Below are 12945 nucleotides of genomic sequence, written 5' to 3' on the forward strand. Positions count from 1 at the left end.
CAGCCGGGTGGCGAGCACCTCGTCCCCGACAGCACGGGCGGCGGTGCCGGCGACGGCGTAGGCGGCGGCCGCGCGTATGACGTCCGCGTAGGCGGTCTCCGCGTGGAGCAACGCGGTGGCGGCGGGCGCCGACTGGTCCGGGTCCCGCTCCGGGAGGGTGCAGGAGGCGGTGCCGGGATGGCGTACGCCCATCGTGGCCGTCCAGGTGACCTGCACTCTCGCGGGGTGTGTGGGGGCCTCCGATGTACTCGGCCCGCAGGAGTTCCTCGTGGCGAGTGCGCAGGACGCGCAGCTTCTGGTCGAGCCGATCGGCCCCGCGCCGTGCGACGTCGCATCCGGCTCGCCCGGCCCGGGCCCTTCACTCGTGGGGTACGACGGCAACCGGGCAGCCGACATGATGGATGGCGGCGTGGGCGACGGGACCGGTGCGCGGGCCCGCCGGGCGTTCGGTGATGCGGCGGCCCACGACGAGCAGGCTCGCCCCGGAGGCCGCGCGCACCAGTACGGACTGGGCCCGTCCCTCGGTGACCGTCTCGGTGACCTCGACGCCGGAGTACTTCTCGCGCCAGACCTGGAGGACGGCCGTCATGAAGCCGAGCCACTCCTCCGCCTGCCGTGACTCGTCCACCAGGCCGATGTCGCCGGGGCCCAGGGAGATCGGGGAGGGCGGCTGCCAGGCGTGGACGACTTTCAGACGCGCTCCGCGGGTGCGGGCGGCCTCGAAGGCGAACTCGATCACCTCGTCGCAGGGGTCTCCCAGGTCCAGGCCCAGGACGACGTCGCGGTAGGGGGTGCGGGTCGACGCGCCGCCGTCCTCCGCGAGGACGTGCTCGTCCGCGGCCTCTTCGCCCGCCCGGACCAGCACGACCGGGCGTTCGGCCCGTGCTACGACGCCGAGCGCCACCGAGCCGACGAGGAATCCGGTGAACCCGCTCAGGCCGCGTGAGCCGAGCACGAGGACGTCGGCCTCGTCGGCGGCGCCGAGCAGCGCCGCGGTGGCCGGGCCCTCGACCTGTGCGTCGTCGAGGGCCACACCGGGACAGGACCGGCGGATGCGGTCCTCGGCCTGGCGCAGAGCACGCCGGGCCAGATGCCGCTGGGCGGCGGTGGCCGGTTCGCCGTCCTGCCGGGGATGCCAGTTCCAGACGTGCACCAGACGCAGTGGCCGCTCCCGGCGCACGGCTTCACGCGCGGCCCAGTCGGCCGCGGCCAGGCTCTCGGCGGATCCGTCGACGCCGACGATAACGGGGCGAAGCATGACAGGCACCTCCCGCGCTCGGTCTGCTCCTCGATGCCAGCGTCCCGCCGTGGCCCTCCGGCCGGTATGGGCCGCCAGGTCTCCTGCCGGGACCGTTCGGCCCCCTGTCCACGGGCGGTCCGGGCGGGGAGGGTGGAGCAGGCCGTGGGCATGCCGATGTCCGGGCCGGAAGGCGGCACACCATGGAACGAGTGATCATCTCCGGCGTCGACCGCTCGGCACGCAGCCGCGTCGCGGCCGACTGGGCCGCCCACGAGGCACTGCTGCGCGAACTGCCGCTACGCGTGGCCCACGTCCAGGCACCGCACGGGCCCGTCGCGCTCGGCCGGTCCGCCGAGCGGCCCGAGTCGGTGGCGACGCACGTCGTGGCCCAACTCCGCGAACGACACCCCGGGCTGAAGGCCGACGCCCTCACCCTCACCGGCGCCCCGACGCCGGCCCTGCGCGAGGCGGCCGCGGACGCGGAACTGCTCATCCTCGGTCTGCGCGGCGAGGGCGGACACGCCGGGATGACCCTCGGCTCGACCGCCGCCGCGCTCGCGGCCCGGTGCCCCCGGCCCCTGGTACTGGTCCCCGGCACCCACACCGGCGACGGACCGGCGGGCCGTGCCGACACCGTGACCCTGGGCATCGACGCCCGGAACCCTGCCGAAGACGCCCTCGGCCTCGCCTTCACCACGGCCTCGCTGCACGGAACCCGGCTGCACGCGGTGCACACCTGGACCCTCCCCGAGAAGGAGGCGGCCCGGCACCCCTTCCCCGTCCTGGAGGAGGACCGCGCCACCTGGGAGGACCAGGAGGTACAGCTGCTGGCCGACGCGCTCAAGCCGTGGCGCGGGACGTACCCGGACGTCGACGTCCTGGAGGACGTCGTCCTGCTCGACCCCGCCGTCGCACTCGCCCACACCTCCGAGAGCTCCGGGCTGGTCGTCGTCGGGCGCCGCTCGGGCGGGACCGCGCTCGCCCTGCTGCCGCACACCCGGTGCCCGGTCGCCGTCGTACCGGCGTAGTCCCGGGCGGCCCGCGCGGTCCCCGGCGGCTCCGGGCGGTTCCCGTCGGCCCTGCCGATGGGGTCGTTCGGCCCCTGTGGAGCGAGGCCGCCGCGCATCAACGTTGAGACATGAGGACGCGGGGTCGTATCGCCGTGATCGGCGTCGGGAACGAGTTCCGGCGCGACGACGGCGTGGGCTGGGCCGTACTGGCCGGCCTGCACGAGCGGCCGCTGCCCCCGGAGACCGAACTCGCCACCTGCGACGCCGACCCCGGGCGGCTGATCGGACTGTGGGAGGGCGCCCGACTCGCCGTGGTCGTCGACGCGGCCCATGCCCACCCGGGCCGTCCCGGCCGGGTGCACCGTCTCGAACTCGACTCGGGGTTCCTGGACCAGCCTCCGACGACCAGCTCGCACGGGCTCGGGCTCGGCGAGGCCGTCGAACTCGCGCGGGTCCTGGACCTGCTGCCCGAACGCCTGGTCGTGTACGCCGTGGAGGGCGCCGACAGCTCGCTGGGCGCCGGGCTCTCCCCCGCCGTCGCCGACGCCGTGGACCCCCTGGTGGCGACCGTGGCGGACGAGATCGCCCGGTACCGCGACACCGCGGCGGGGAGGCCCGCATGATCGCGCGCCGCTTCCATGTCGAGGGGATCGTCCAGGGCGTCGGCTTCCGGCCGTTCGTCTACCGCACCGCGGCCGAACTGGGTCTGGACGGCTGGGTCGCCAACGTCAACGGGCATGTGGAGGGCGAGGTCGTCGGTCCGCCGCGGGCTGTCGAGGAGTTCGCCGCCCGGCTCGGCACCGCCGCGCCGGCCCTCGCCCGGGTGCGGCGCGTACGGCTGACCGGCGGCACCCCGCGGCCCACGCACCGCCACGGCTTCGAGGTACGGCACAGCCCGCACGGCGACGGGGACCCGGCACCGCGCGAGATCCCGCCCGACGCGGCGATCTGCGCGGCCTGTCTGCACGAACTACGCGACCCGGGCGACCGCCGCCACCGCTACCCGTTCATCAACTGCACGGACTGCGGACCGCGCGCCACCATCATCGAGGACCTCCCCTACGACCGGATCCGCACGACCATGCGCCGCTTCCCGCTGTGCGCGGCCTGCGCGGCGGAGTACGCCGACCCCGGCGACCGGCGCTTCCACGCCGAGCCGGTGGCCTGCCCAACCTGCGGGCCCTGCCTCGCCTGGGAGGATCTGCGCGGCGAGACGGCGCTCCAGGCGGCGGTGAAGACGGTCGCGGGCGGCGGGATCGTCGCGCTGAAAGGGCTGGGCGGCTACCAACTGGTGTGCGACGCCGGCGATCCGGCGGCGGTGGCGGAGCTGCGCCGACGCAAGCGGCGCCCGACGAAACCGTTCGCCGTGATGGTCGGGGACCTGCGCGCCGCGGACCGTCTCGCCCGGATCGGCGCCACCGAGCGCGCGGTACTGACCTCTCCGGAGCGGCCTGTGGTGCTGCTAGCCCGGCGCCGGCGCGGCGCCGCCGCTCCGCTCGCCCCGGAGGTGCATCCCGGGCTGCACCGGATCGGCCTGTTCCTGCCCACCACCGGCCTGCACCACCTCCTCCTGGACGAGCTGGCCCGGCCGCTCGTGGTCACCAGCGGCAACCTCAGCGACGAGCCCATCGCCGTCGACGACACCGAGGCCGCCCGCGCCCTCGCCCCGGTCGCCGACGGCTTCCTCACCCACGACCGGCCGATCCGCTCCCGGTACGACGACTCCGTGGTGCAGCTGACCGGACGTACCCGCATCACGGTCCGCCGGGCGCGCGGGCTGGCCCCCGCCCCGCTGCCGCTGACCGTGTCCCGGCCGGTCGTCGGGGCCGGTGCCCAGCTCAAGCACACCTTCACGCTGGCCGCCGACGGACGGGCCCACCTCGGCCCGCACACCGGGGACCTGTCCGACCTGGCGGCCTACGACGCCTTCCACGCCTCCTACGACCACCTCAGGCGGCTCACCGGTATCGAGCCGGAGGTCGTGGCCCACGACCTGCACCCCGGTTATCTGTCCACGCAGTGGGCGACGGCGCAGTCGCTGCGGCGGATCCCGGTGCAGCACCATCACGCGCACGTGGCGGCCTGCGCGGCCGAGCACGGGGTGCGGGGTCGGTTCCTGGGGGTGGCCTACGACGGACTGGGGCTCGGCGACGACGGCACCCTGTGGGGCGGCGAGATCCTCGTCGCCGATCTGAGCGGCTACCGCCGCGTGGGCAGGTTCGCGACCGCGCCCCTGCCCGGCGGCGACGCGGCGGTACGCCACCCCGCCCGCACCGCGCTGGGCCATCTCCTGGGCAGCGAACCCCTGGGCTTCCCGCGCCCCTACCCCTGGCTGACCCGGCGCTTCCGCGACCGGCTCGACCCGGTCGAGGTCGCCGCCGTGCGCACCATGATCGAGCGGGACGTCAACTGCCCGCGCGCCTCCAGCGCCGGACGGCTCTTCGACACCGTGGCCGCGCTGCTGGGGCTCTGTGACCGGGCGAGTTACGAGGGTGAGGCCGCCGTCCTGCTGGAAGCGGCTGCGGGCGACGAGCACGCCGTACCGCTCGCCCACCGTGTCGTACGGGAAGGGGGCCTGTGGGTGTACGACCCGGCGCCCACCCTCGCCGACCTCCTAAAGCGCTCGCTCGACGGGGAGCCGGTGAGCCGGCTGGCGGCCGCCTTCCACGGCACGCTCGCGGTCGTCACCGCGCAGCTCGTCGCACGGGCCGTCGCCGAGGGTGCGCCGCACACGGTATGCCTGGGCGGCGGCTGCTTCGTCAACCGCCGACTGCTCACCGAGGTCCGACGCCGCCTGCACGCGCAGGGTCTGCGGGTGCTCGTCGGCGGCCAGGTCCCGGTCGGGGACGGCGGCATCAGCTACGGCCAGGCGGCGGTCGCGGCCGCGCGGCTGGCCGGGGAGAGGTGAGCGTCCATGTGCCTGGGCATCCCGGGACGGGTCCTGGAGATCCACGACGACGCCGGACTGCGCATGGCGACCGTCGACTTCGGCGGCGTCCGCCGCGAGGTGTGCCTGAGCTGCACGCCTCAGGCGGAGGTCGGGGCGTACGTCATCGTGCACGTCGGGTTCGCGATCACGCTGGTGGACGAGGCGGAGGCACACCGGACGCTGGCGGTGCTGCGGGCGATGGCGGGCGCGGTCGAGGGTGAGCTGGGCGAGCCCTTGCCCTGAGCGGTGCGGTGCGGTGGTGCCCGGTCGGCCCGCGCATGGGGCCGGTCAGCCCCTGCCGTACGGGCGCCCGGGGTCCGAACCTGAGGGTGGAGAGCACGGAGCCACTCGACGAGGAGGACCGTCATGAGCGTCGCCGCAGCCCCCGCCGTACTGGACCGGGACGGGTTGGACGCGCTGGTCGCGGCGCTGGTGGCGCGGGGGCGGACCGTGATCGGGCCGACCGTGCGGGACGGGGCGATCGTGCTCGCCGAGCTGGACTCGGCCGACGAGCTTCCGTTCGGCTGGGGCGTCGAGCTGGACGCCGGGCGCTACCGGCTGGTCCGCCGCGACGACCAGGCCGCCTTCGCGCACAGCGCGGGTCCGCAGTCCTGGAAGAACTTCCTGCACCCGTCCCGCGAGCGGCTCTGGAGTGCCGACCGTACGCCCGAGGGCGAGGTGTCGTTCACCGCCGAGGAGCCGGCCGCGCCGTCGTACGCCTTTCTCGGGGTCCGGCCCTGTGATCTGCGGGCCATCGCGATCCAGGACCGGGTCCTGACCGGTGGACGGTACGCGGACACCGGGTACGGCAGGCGCCGCGACCGGGCCCTGCTGATCGCCGCGGAGTGCACCGAGCCCGGTGCGACCTGCTTCTGCGTGTCCACGGGCGGTGGCCCGGCCGCCGACGCCGGGTACGACCTGGCGCTCACCGAGGTGGACGGGCGCTTCCTCGTGCGGGTCGGCAGCGAGGAGGGCGCCGAGCTGCTGGAGCAGCTGCCGCACCAGGCCGCCGATCCGGGCATCGAGAGCGCGGGCCACGCCGCCGTCGACGCCGCCCGGGACCGGATGGGGCGTTCGCTGCCCGTGGTCGACCTGCGCGACCTGATGGGCGCGAGCCTGGACGCCGACCGCTGGGACGACGTCGCCGCCCGCTGTCTGACCTGCGGCAACTGCACGATGGTCTGCCCCACCTGCTTCTGCACCACCACCGAGGAGGTCACCGACCTGACCGGTGACCACACCGAGCGCTGGCAGCGCTGGGACTCCTGCTTCGACCTCGACTTCTCGTATCTGCACGGCGGACCGGTGCGCGCCTCGGCCCGTGGCCGCTACCGCCAGTGGCTCACCCACAAACTCTCCACCTGGCACGACCAGTTCGACACCTCCGGCTGTGTGGGCTGCGGGCGCTGCATCGCCTGGTGCCCGGCCGGCATCGACATCACGGAGGAAGTGGCCGCGCTGCACGCCGAACAGGTGGCGGACCCTGGAACGGAGACGGACTGATGCCTCCCTCGATCTCCCTGCGCGTGAACCACGCCCTGCCCCCCGAGCACCGTGACCGGCTGCTGCGGGTGGCCCGCGAGAGGGACTTCCCGCCGGGGTCCCGGCTGTTCGAGGAGGGCGCGCACGCCGACCGCTTCTGGATCGTCCGGGACGGCACGGCGGCCCTGGACATGCACGTGCCCGGACGCCGGCCCCCGGTCGTCGAGACGCTCGGCATCGGTGACCTGGTCGGCTGGTCGTGGTTGTACGAGCCGTTCGTCTGGCAGCTGGGCGCCGAGACCGTGACCCGGGTCCGGGCCCACGAGTTCGACGCCGTCGCCGTACGGCTGATGTGCCTGGACGACCCCGAGTTCGGCCGGGCGATCGAGCACTGGGTGGGCCGGGTGCTGGCACACCGGCTGAACGCGGCCCGCGCCCGGCTGATCGACCTGTACGGGATCTACGAGACGAAGGAGGAGCGATGACCGCCGTGCCGGTCCCCCATCGCGTGGTCGCCCGTCGTCCGGAGACCCCGGACACGGTCACGCTCCGGCTGGAACCGGTCGGCGCCGCGCTTGCCGACTTCGCGCCGGGACAGTTCGCGATGGTGCACTCCTTCGGCCGCGGGGAGATCCCGGTGTCGGTGAGTTCCGTGCAGGCCACGGGCGGCCTCGCCCACACGATCCGTTCCGTCGGCGCGGTCTCCGACGGACTGTGCGCGACCCGGGTGGGCGAGGTCGTCGGCCTCCGGGGGCCGTACGGCACGAGCTGGGAGCTGGAGCGGGCGCACGGCTCCGATGTGCTGATCGTGGCCGGTGGTATCGGGCTCGCGCCGCTGCGGCCGCTGATCCTGCGCGCGCTGGCCGAACCGGAGGCCTACGGTCGTGTCGACGTCCTGATCGGGGCACGCACGCCGGCCGATCTGATCGGCCGTGAAGAGGTGGCGGGCTGGCCCACGGCGTTCACCGGGGTGAGCGTCGACCAGCCCGACAAGGACTGGCGCGGGGACGTCGGCGTGGTCACCCAGCTACTGGACCGCGCGGACTTCGACCCGGACGCCACCTGGGCGTTCATCTGCGGGCCCGAACCGATGATCCGGGCCACGGCACGGGACCTGTCCTTCCGGGGCATGCCCCGGGAGCGGATCCGCGTCTCGCTGGAGCGCAACATGCGCTGTGCGACGGGGCATTGCGGGCACTGCCAGCTCGGACCGCTGCTGCTGTGCCAGGCCGGGCCGGTCGTCGACTGGGTGCAGGCCGAACCCCTGCTGTCCGTAAGGGAGTTGTGAGATGTCCGCGCCAACACCCAAGCCTTCCCTCGCGGTGTTCAAACTGGCCTCCTGCGACGGCTGCCAGCTGACCCTGCTGGACTGCGAGGACGAACTGCTCGCCCTGGCCGGCGAGGTGGAGATCGCCCACTTCCTGGAGGCGTCCAGCGCGGTCGCGCCCGGCCCCTACGACCTGTCGCTGGTCGAGGGCTCGGTCACCACACCCGGGGACGCCGAACGGATCCGGGCGATCCGGGCGGCCTCCCGCCACCTGGTGACCATCGGGGCGTGCGCGACGGCCGGCGGCATCCAGGCGCTGCGGAACTTCGCCGACGTCGAGGAGTACCGGCGGGTGGTCTACGCGCACCCCGAGTACATCGACACCCTCGCGACCTCCACGCCCGTCTCCGCCCATGTCGACGTCGACTTCGAGCTGCGCGGCTGTCCGATCGACAAACGGCAGCTCATCGAGGTGATCACCGCGTTCCTCGCCGGACGCAGGCCGGATGTGCCCGACCACAGCGTGTGCTTCGAGTGCAAGCGGCGCGGCACAGTCTGCGTCACCGTCGCACACGGCACGCCCTGCCTCGGCCCGGTCACCCACGCCGGGTGCGGGGCGCTGTGCCCGGCGTACCAGCGGGGCTGCTTCGGCTGCTTCGGCCCGTCGAGGTCGGTGAACCTGCCCGCGCTGATCCCGCTGCTGCGCCGCGACGGCCTCGACGAGGACGCCGTGGAGCGGTTCCTGCACACGTTCAACGCCCGTTCCTTCGCTGAGGAGTTGGAGAAGTGACACACCGCGGATCCCGTGTTCTGCACGTCGGCTCGCTGTCCCGGGTCGAGGGCGAGGGCGCGCTGCGCCTGCGGGTGCACGACGGCACGGTCACCGAGGCACGGCTGGAGATCTACGAACCGCCGCGCTTCTTCGAGGCGTTCCTGCGCGGCCGCTCCTACACCGAGCCGCCCGACATCACGGCACGGGTGTGCGGGATCTGCCCGGTGGCGTACCAGATGAGCGCGTGCGCGGCGATCGAGGACGCCTGTGGGGTGGAGGTTCCTCCGGTGATCCGGGAGCTGCGGCGGCTGCTGTACTGCGGGGAGTGGATCGAGAGCCAGGTTCTGCACATCTATCTGCTGCACGCCCCCAACTTCCTGGGCCGCCCGAGCGCGATCGAGCTGGCCCGCACGCACCGGGCCGAGGTGGAGCGGGGGCTGAGGCTGAAGAAGGCCGGCAACGCGCTGATGGAGCTGCTCGGCGGGCGGGCCGTGCACCCCGTGAACGTCCGTCTCGGCGGCTTCCACCGGGCCCCGACGCGCGCCGAACTACGGCCGCTCACCGAGGAGTTGAAGCAGGCTCGGGACGACGCCTGGGACACCGTGCGCTGGGTCGCGGGCTTCGAGTTCCCGGACGCCCACGCGGCGGCGGATCTGCTGGCGCTGGCCGAGCCGGACACGTACGCCATCGAATGCGGCACGCCGACCATGCTGCGCGCGGACGGGACCCGGTCGTCCTTCCCCGTGCGGGACTTCACCGAGCATGTGGCCGAGACCCATGTGCCGCACTCCACCGCGCTGCACTCCCGCCTCGACGGGCGGCTCCATCTCACCGGCTCCCTCGCCCGGTTCGCGATCAGCGGGGCCCGGCTGTCCCCGGTGGCGCTCCAGGCCGCCGTGGCGGCCGGGCTGGGCGATCCGCGCGAGGGGGCCGTGTGCCGCAATCCGTTCCGGTCGATCCTGGTGCGGGCGGTGGAGACGGTGTACGCCGTCGACGAGGCGCTGCGCATCATCGCGGCGTACGAGCCGCCCGAGCGGCCTTTCGTGGAGGTGCCGCCGGTCGCGGGCGTCGGACACGGCGCCACCGAGGCTCCTCGCGGGGTGCTCTACCACCGCTACGCCCTGGACGCCGACGGCATCGTCACCGACGCGCTGCTCGTGCCGCCGACCGCGCAGAACCAGGGCGCGATCGAGGACGACCTGCGGCGGCTCACCCAGCGGGCCCTCGGTGAACACGACGTGGACGACGCCGAGTTGACGGCGTTGTGCGAGCGGGCGATCCGCAACCACGACCCGTGCATCTCGTGCTCCACCCATTTCCTCGACCTGACCGTCGTCCGCACCCAGGGGGAACCGCCGGGAGGCTGTGATGTCTGAATCCCCGTACACCGTGAGCGATGTGATGACACACACCGTCGTCGCCGTCGGCAGTGAGGCGCCCTTCAAGGAGATCGTCGCGCTGCTCGACCAGTGGAAGGTCAGCGCCGTGCCGGTGCTGGCCGGTGAGGGCCGGGTCGTCGGGGTGGTCTCCGAGGCCGACCTGCTGTCCAAGGAGGAGTACCGCGACAACGACGAGCCCCCGCTCCTGGACCCCGCCGAACTCCTCAAGCACGCCAAGGCCGACGCGGTGACCGCGGGCGAGCTGATGAGCGCACCCGCGGTGACCGTGCACGCCGACGCCTCCGTCGCGGAGGCCGCCCGGATAATGGCCCGTCGGCATGTGAAGCGGCTGCCCGTGGTGGACGCGGTCGGCATGCTCCAGGGCGTGGTCAGCCGCAGCGACCTGCTGAAGGTCTTCCTGCGGCCGGACGAGGAGATCGCCGCCGAGATACGGCAGACCGTGTTGGAGCGGATGCCGGTGACCACACCGCTGTCGGTGACCGTCTCCGACGGCGTCGCCACGCTGGCCGGCTCCGCCTCCGAACGCACCTATCTGCCCATCGTGGCCCGGGCCGTCCACTCGGTCGAAGGGGTCGTCGACGTCCGGCTCGATCTCACGCACCGATGAAGTACCTCGACGAGTACCGCGACCCCGCGCTCGCCCGGCGCCTGCTGGACGAGCTGCGGCGGACCGCCACCCGCCCGTGGCGGATCATGGAGGTGTGCGGCGGCCAGACCCACACCCTGGTCCGCCAGGGCATCGACGAGTTGCTGCCCGCCGGGATGCGGATGATCCACGGCCCGGGCTGCCCGGTCTGCGTGACCCCCCTGGAGACCCTGGACCGGGCCATGGCCGTCGCGGCCCGCCCCGGTGTGATCCTCACCAGCTTCGGCGACATGCTGCGCGTCCCCGGCACCGACACCGACCTGCTGTCGCTGCGGGCCCGGGGCGCGGACGTCCGGGTGGTGTACGCCCCGATGGACGCCGTACGGCTGGCCGCCGAGCACCCGGAGCGGCAGGTCGTCTTCCTCGCGGTCGGCTTCGAGACCACCGCCCCCGCCAACGCCACGGCCGTCCTGCACGCCGCCCGGCTCGGACTGACCAACTTCTCGATGCTGGTCAGCCATGTCCTGGTACCGCCCGCGATGACCGCGCTGCTCGACGACCCGGACTGCGAGGTGCAGGCCTTCCTCGCCGCCGGGCATGTGTGCGCGGTGATGGGCTGGCGCGAGTACGAGCCGATCGCCGAGCGCTACCGGGTGCCGATCGTCGTGACCGGCTTCGAGCCGCTGGACCTGCTGGAGGGCATCCTGATGGCGGTACGGCAGCTGGAGTCCGGCCGGTCCGCGGTGGAGAACCAGTACGTGCGGGCGGTACGCCGGTCCGGCAACACCGAGGCGCGGGACACCGTCGCCGAGGTCTTCCAGGTCACCGACCGGGCCTGGCGCGGCATCGGGGCGCTGCCCGCCAGCGGGCTCGAACTGGCGGAGAAGTACCGGGAGTTCGACGCCGCCCGGCGCTTCGACGTGGGCGGACTGTGTCCGGTCGAGGACCCCGAGTGCATCGCCGGCGCGATCCTGACCGGGGCGAAGCTGCCCACCGACTGCACCGCGTACGGCACCCGCTGCACGCCCCGCCATCCCCTCGGCGCCCCGATGGTGTCGTCCGAGGGCACCTGTGCCGCCTTCCACGCGGCGGGACGCATCCCGACGAGGAGCACGCCATGACCGTCCAGTGCCCCACCCCACACCACGACGACGAGGTCGTGCTGCTCGGCCACGGCGCCGGCGGCCGGCTCACCGCCGAACTGCTCGAACAGCTCGTCCTGCCCGCCCTGGACGGGGAACCGGGGCCGCTGGAGGACGCGGCGCTGCTGCCGGGCTACCGGGAGCTGGTGATCAGCACCGACAGTTTCGTGGTCAGTCCGCTGTTCTTCCCGGGCGGGGACATCGGCTCCCTGGCCGTACACGGCACCGTCAACGACCTGGCGATGCGGGGCGCCTGGCCGATCGCGCTGTCCGTCTCCCTGATCGTCGAGGAGGGGCTGCCTCTGAGCGAACTCCGGGCGGTCCTGGGCTCGTTGGGGAAGGCGGCGCAGGCTGTCGGGGTGCCCGTGGTGACCGGGGACACCAAGGTCGTGGGCCGGGGCGCGGCCGACCGGCTGTTCGTCAACACCACCGGCGTCGGGCAGCGGCACGGCTCCCTGCATCCGTCCGCCGCGCTGGCCCGGCCCGGCGACGCGGTGCTGCTGTCCGGGCCCATCGGGCTGCACGGCACGACCGTGCTCAGCACCCGTGAGGGCCTCGGTTTCGAGAGCGACATCGCCTCCGACACGCGGCCCCTGCACCGGCTGGTGCGCGCGCTGACCCCGCTCGGCGCGGATGTCCACGTCCTGCGCGACCCGACCCGGGGCGGGCTCGCGGCGGCGCTCAACGAGATCGCCCGGGACTCCTCCGTCGCCGTCGAGATCGAGGAAGGCGCCGTGCCGGTGCCCGGGGCGGTCGCCGCGGCCTGCGACCTGCTCGGTCTGGACCCGCTGATCGTCGCCAACGAGGGCTGCCTGGTGGCGTTCGTCGCCGCGGGCTCGGCCGAGGAGGCGCTCGGCGCGATGCGGTCGGTGGCCGAGGGCGTGGCCGCGGTGCGGATCGGCGAGGTGTTGCCGGAGGGGTCGGGCGGACCGGGCGGCCGGGTGACGCTGCGGACGCTGGTGGGGGCACGCCGGATCGTGGAGATGCCGCTCGGCGAGCAACTGCCCAGGATCTGCTGACGGTCTTCCAGGGCGTCCTGCGAGGCTTGAGGGACGCGGAGTGGGGGGACAGCCGTCGTCCAGAGGCGGGGCTGTGGCGACGGGGCGGCCTGCACTGC

Annotated in this window: 13 protein-coding genes; 12 read left to right on the forward strand and 1 reads right to left on the reverse strand. The window is 73.9% G+C overall.

Annotation, left to right across the window (positions count from 1 at the left end; genetic code table 11):
- Positions 1 to 358: 358 nt before the first annotated feature.
- On the reverse strand, positions 359 to 1258 hold the full coding sequence (locus ABKA17_RS17965; RefSeq protein WP_353693084.1) for a universal stress protein: 900 nt from the start codon (positions 1256 to 1258) through the stop codon (positions 359 to 361).
- Positions 1259 to 1440: 182 nt separating this feature from the next.
- Between ABKA17_RS17965 and ABKA17_RS17970 the strand changes: the two genes are divergently transcribed.
- The 12 genes from ABKA17_RS17970 (at position 1441) to hypE (ending at position 12847) form a co-directional block, all read left to right on the forward strand.
- Positions 1441 to 2268: a universal stress protein gene (locus tag ABKA17_RS17970; RefSeq protein ID WP_353693085.1), complete on the forward strand. Its 828-nt coding sequence runs from the start codon at positions 1441 to 1443 to the stop codon at positions 2266 to 2268.
- Between the two features lie 110 nt (positions 2269 to 2378).
- A complete protein-coding gene (locus ABKA17_RS17975) occupies positions 2379 to 2873 on the forward strand; it encodes a hydrogenase maturation protease (RefSeq protein ID WP_353693086.1) in 495 nt (164 codons plus the stop codon).
- Positions 2870 to 5158 (forward strand): carbamoyltransferase HypF, encoded by a 2289-nt coding sequence (gene hypF, locus ABKA17_RS17980; RefSeq protein ID WP_353693087.1) that lies wholly within the window; start codon positions 2870 to 2872, stop codon positions 5156 to 5158. The genes ABKA17_RS17975 and hypF overlap by 4 nt, the downstream gene beginning before the upstream one ends.
- 6 nt (positions 5159 to 5164) lie before the next feature.
- A complete protein-coding gene (locus ABKA17_RS17985) occupies positions 5165 to 5422 on the forward strand; it encodes a HypC/HybG/HupF family hydrogenase formation chaperone (protein WP_353693088.1) in 258 nt (85 codons plus the stop codon).
- 123 nt (positions 5423 to 5545) lie between these two features.
- Entirely contained in the window at positions 5546 to 6682 is a 1137-nt protein-coding gene (locus ABKA17_RS17990; protein WP_353693089.1) for a 4Fe-4S dicluster domain-containing protein, read from the forward strand.
- Positions 6682 to 7146 carry a Crp/Fnr family transcriptional regulator gene (locus ABKA17_RS17995; RefSeq protein WP_353693090.1) on the forward strand — a complete coding sequence of 155 codons (465 nt, stop codon included), beginning with the start codon at positions 6682 to 6684 and terminating at the stop codon, positions 7144 to 7146. Before ABKA17_RS17990 ends, ABKA17_RS17995 begins: the two co-directional genes overlap by 1 nt.
- Positions 7143 to 7949 (forward strand): FAD/NAD(P)-binding protein, encoded by an 807-nt coding sequence (locus ABKA17_RS18000; RefSeq protein ID WP_353693091.1) that lies wholly within the window; start codon positions 7143 to 7145, stop codon positions 7947 to 7949. The genes ABKA17_RS17995 and ABKA17_RS18000 overlap by 4 nt, the downstream gene beginning before the upstream one ends.
- Position 7950: 1 nt before the next feature.
- Positions 7951 to 8718, forward strand: a complete 768-nt coding sequence (locus ABKA17_RS18005) for an NADH-quinone oxidoreductase subunit B family protein (protein WP_353693092.1) — start codon at positions 7951 to 7953, stop codon at positions 8716 to 8718.
- Positions 8715 to 10076 (forward strand): Ni/Fe hydrogenase subunit alpha, encoded by a 1362-nt coding sequence (locus ABKA17_RS18010; RefSeq protein WP_353693093.1) that lies wholly within the window; start codon positions 8715 to 8717, stop codon positions 10074 to 10076. Before ABKA17_RS18005 ends, ABKA17_RS18010 begins: the two co-directional genes overlap by 4 nt.
- On the forward strand, positions 10069 to 10707 hold the full coding sequence (locus ABKA17_RS18015; RefSeq protein WP_353693094.1) for a CBS domain-containing protein: 639 nt from the start codon (positions 10069 to 10071) through the stop codon (positions 10705 to 10707). The genes ABKA17_RS18010 and ABKA17_RS18015 overlap by 8 nt, the downstream gene beginning before the upstream one ends.
- A complete protein-coding gene (gene hypD / locus ABKA17_RS18020; protein WP_353693095.1) occupies positions 10704 to 11807 on the forward strand; it encodes a hydrogenase formation protein HypD in 1104 nt (367 codons plus the stop codon). The genes ABKA17_RS18015 and hypD overlap by 4 nt, the downstream gene beginning before the upstream one ends.
- The gene (hypE, locus tag ABKA17_RS18025) at positions 11804 to 12847 is read left to right on the forward strand and encodes a hydrogenase expression/formation protein HypE (protein ID WP_353693096.1); all 1044 of its coding nucleotides are present in this window, start codon (positions 11804 to 11806) and stop codon (positions 12845 to 12847) included. Before hypD ends, hypE begins: the two co-directional genes overlap by 4 nt.
- Positions 12848 to 12945 lie beyond the last annotated feature (98 nt).

This window comes from Streptomyces sp. RG80 (genome assembly GCF_040446465.1).
GTDB lineage: Bacteria > Actinomycetota > Actinomycetes > Streptomycetales > Streptomycetaceae > Streptomyces.

Bases quoted from the DNA above. Each gene is read 5' to 3' on its own strand.
- ABKA17_RS18005 (WP_353693092.1), top strand. From the start codon at position 7,951: ATGTCCGCGCCAACACCCAAGCCTTCCCTCGCGGTGTTCAAACTGGCC.
- ABKA17_RS17970 (WP_353693085.1), top strand. From the start codon at position 1,441: ATGGAACGAGTGATCATCTCCGGCGTCGACCGCTCGGCACGCAGCCGC.
- ABKA17_RS17985 (WP_353693088.1), top strand. From the start codon at position 5,165: ATGTGCCTGGGCATCCCGGGACGGGTCCTGGAGATCCACGACGACGCC.
- ABKA17_RS17975 (WP_353693086.1), top strand. From the start codon at position 2,379: ATGAGGACGCGGGGTCGTATCGCCGTGATCGGCGTCGGGAACGAGTTC.
- hypD (WP_353693095.1), top strand. From the start codon at position 10,704: ATGAAGTACCTCGACGAGTACCGCGACCCCGCGCTCGCCCGGCGCCTG.
- ABKA17_RS17990 (WP_353693089.1), top strand. From the start codon at position 5,546: ATGAGCGTCGCCGCAGCCCCCGCCGTACTGGACCGGGACGGGTTGGAC.
- ABKA17_RS17965 (WP_353693084.1), bottom strand. From the start codon at position 1,258: ATGCTTCGCCCCGTTATCGTCGGCGTCGACGGATCCGCCGAGAGCCTG.
- hypF (WP_353693087.1), top strand. From the start codon at position 2,870: ATGATCGCGCGCCGCTTCCATGTCGAGGGGATCGTCCAGGGCGTCGGC.
- hypE (WP_353693096.1), top strand. From the start codon at position 11,804: ATGACCGTCCAGTGCCCCACCCCACACCACGACGACGAGGTCGTGCTG.
- ABKA17_RS18015 (WP_353693094.1), top strand. From the start codon at position 10,069: ATGTCTGAATCCCCGTACACCGTGAGCGATGTGATGACACACACCGTC.
- ABKA17_RS18000 (WP_353693091.1), top strand. From the start codon at position 7,143: ATGACCGCCGTGCCGGTCCCCCATCGCGTGGTCGCCCGTCGTCCGGAG.
- ABKA17_RS17995 (WP_353693090.1), top strand. From the start codon at position 6,682: ATGCCTCCCTCGATCTCCCTGCGCGTGAACCACGCCCTGCCCCCCGAG.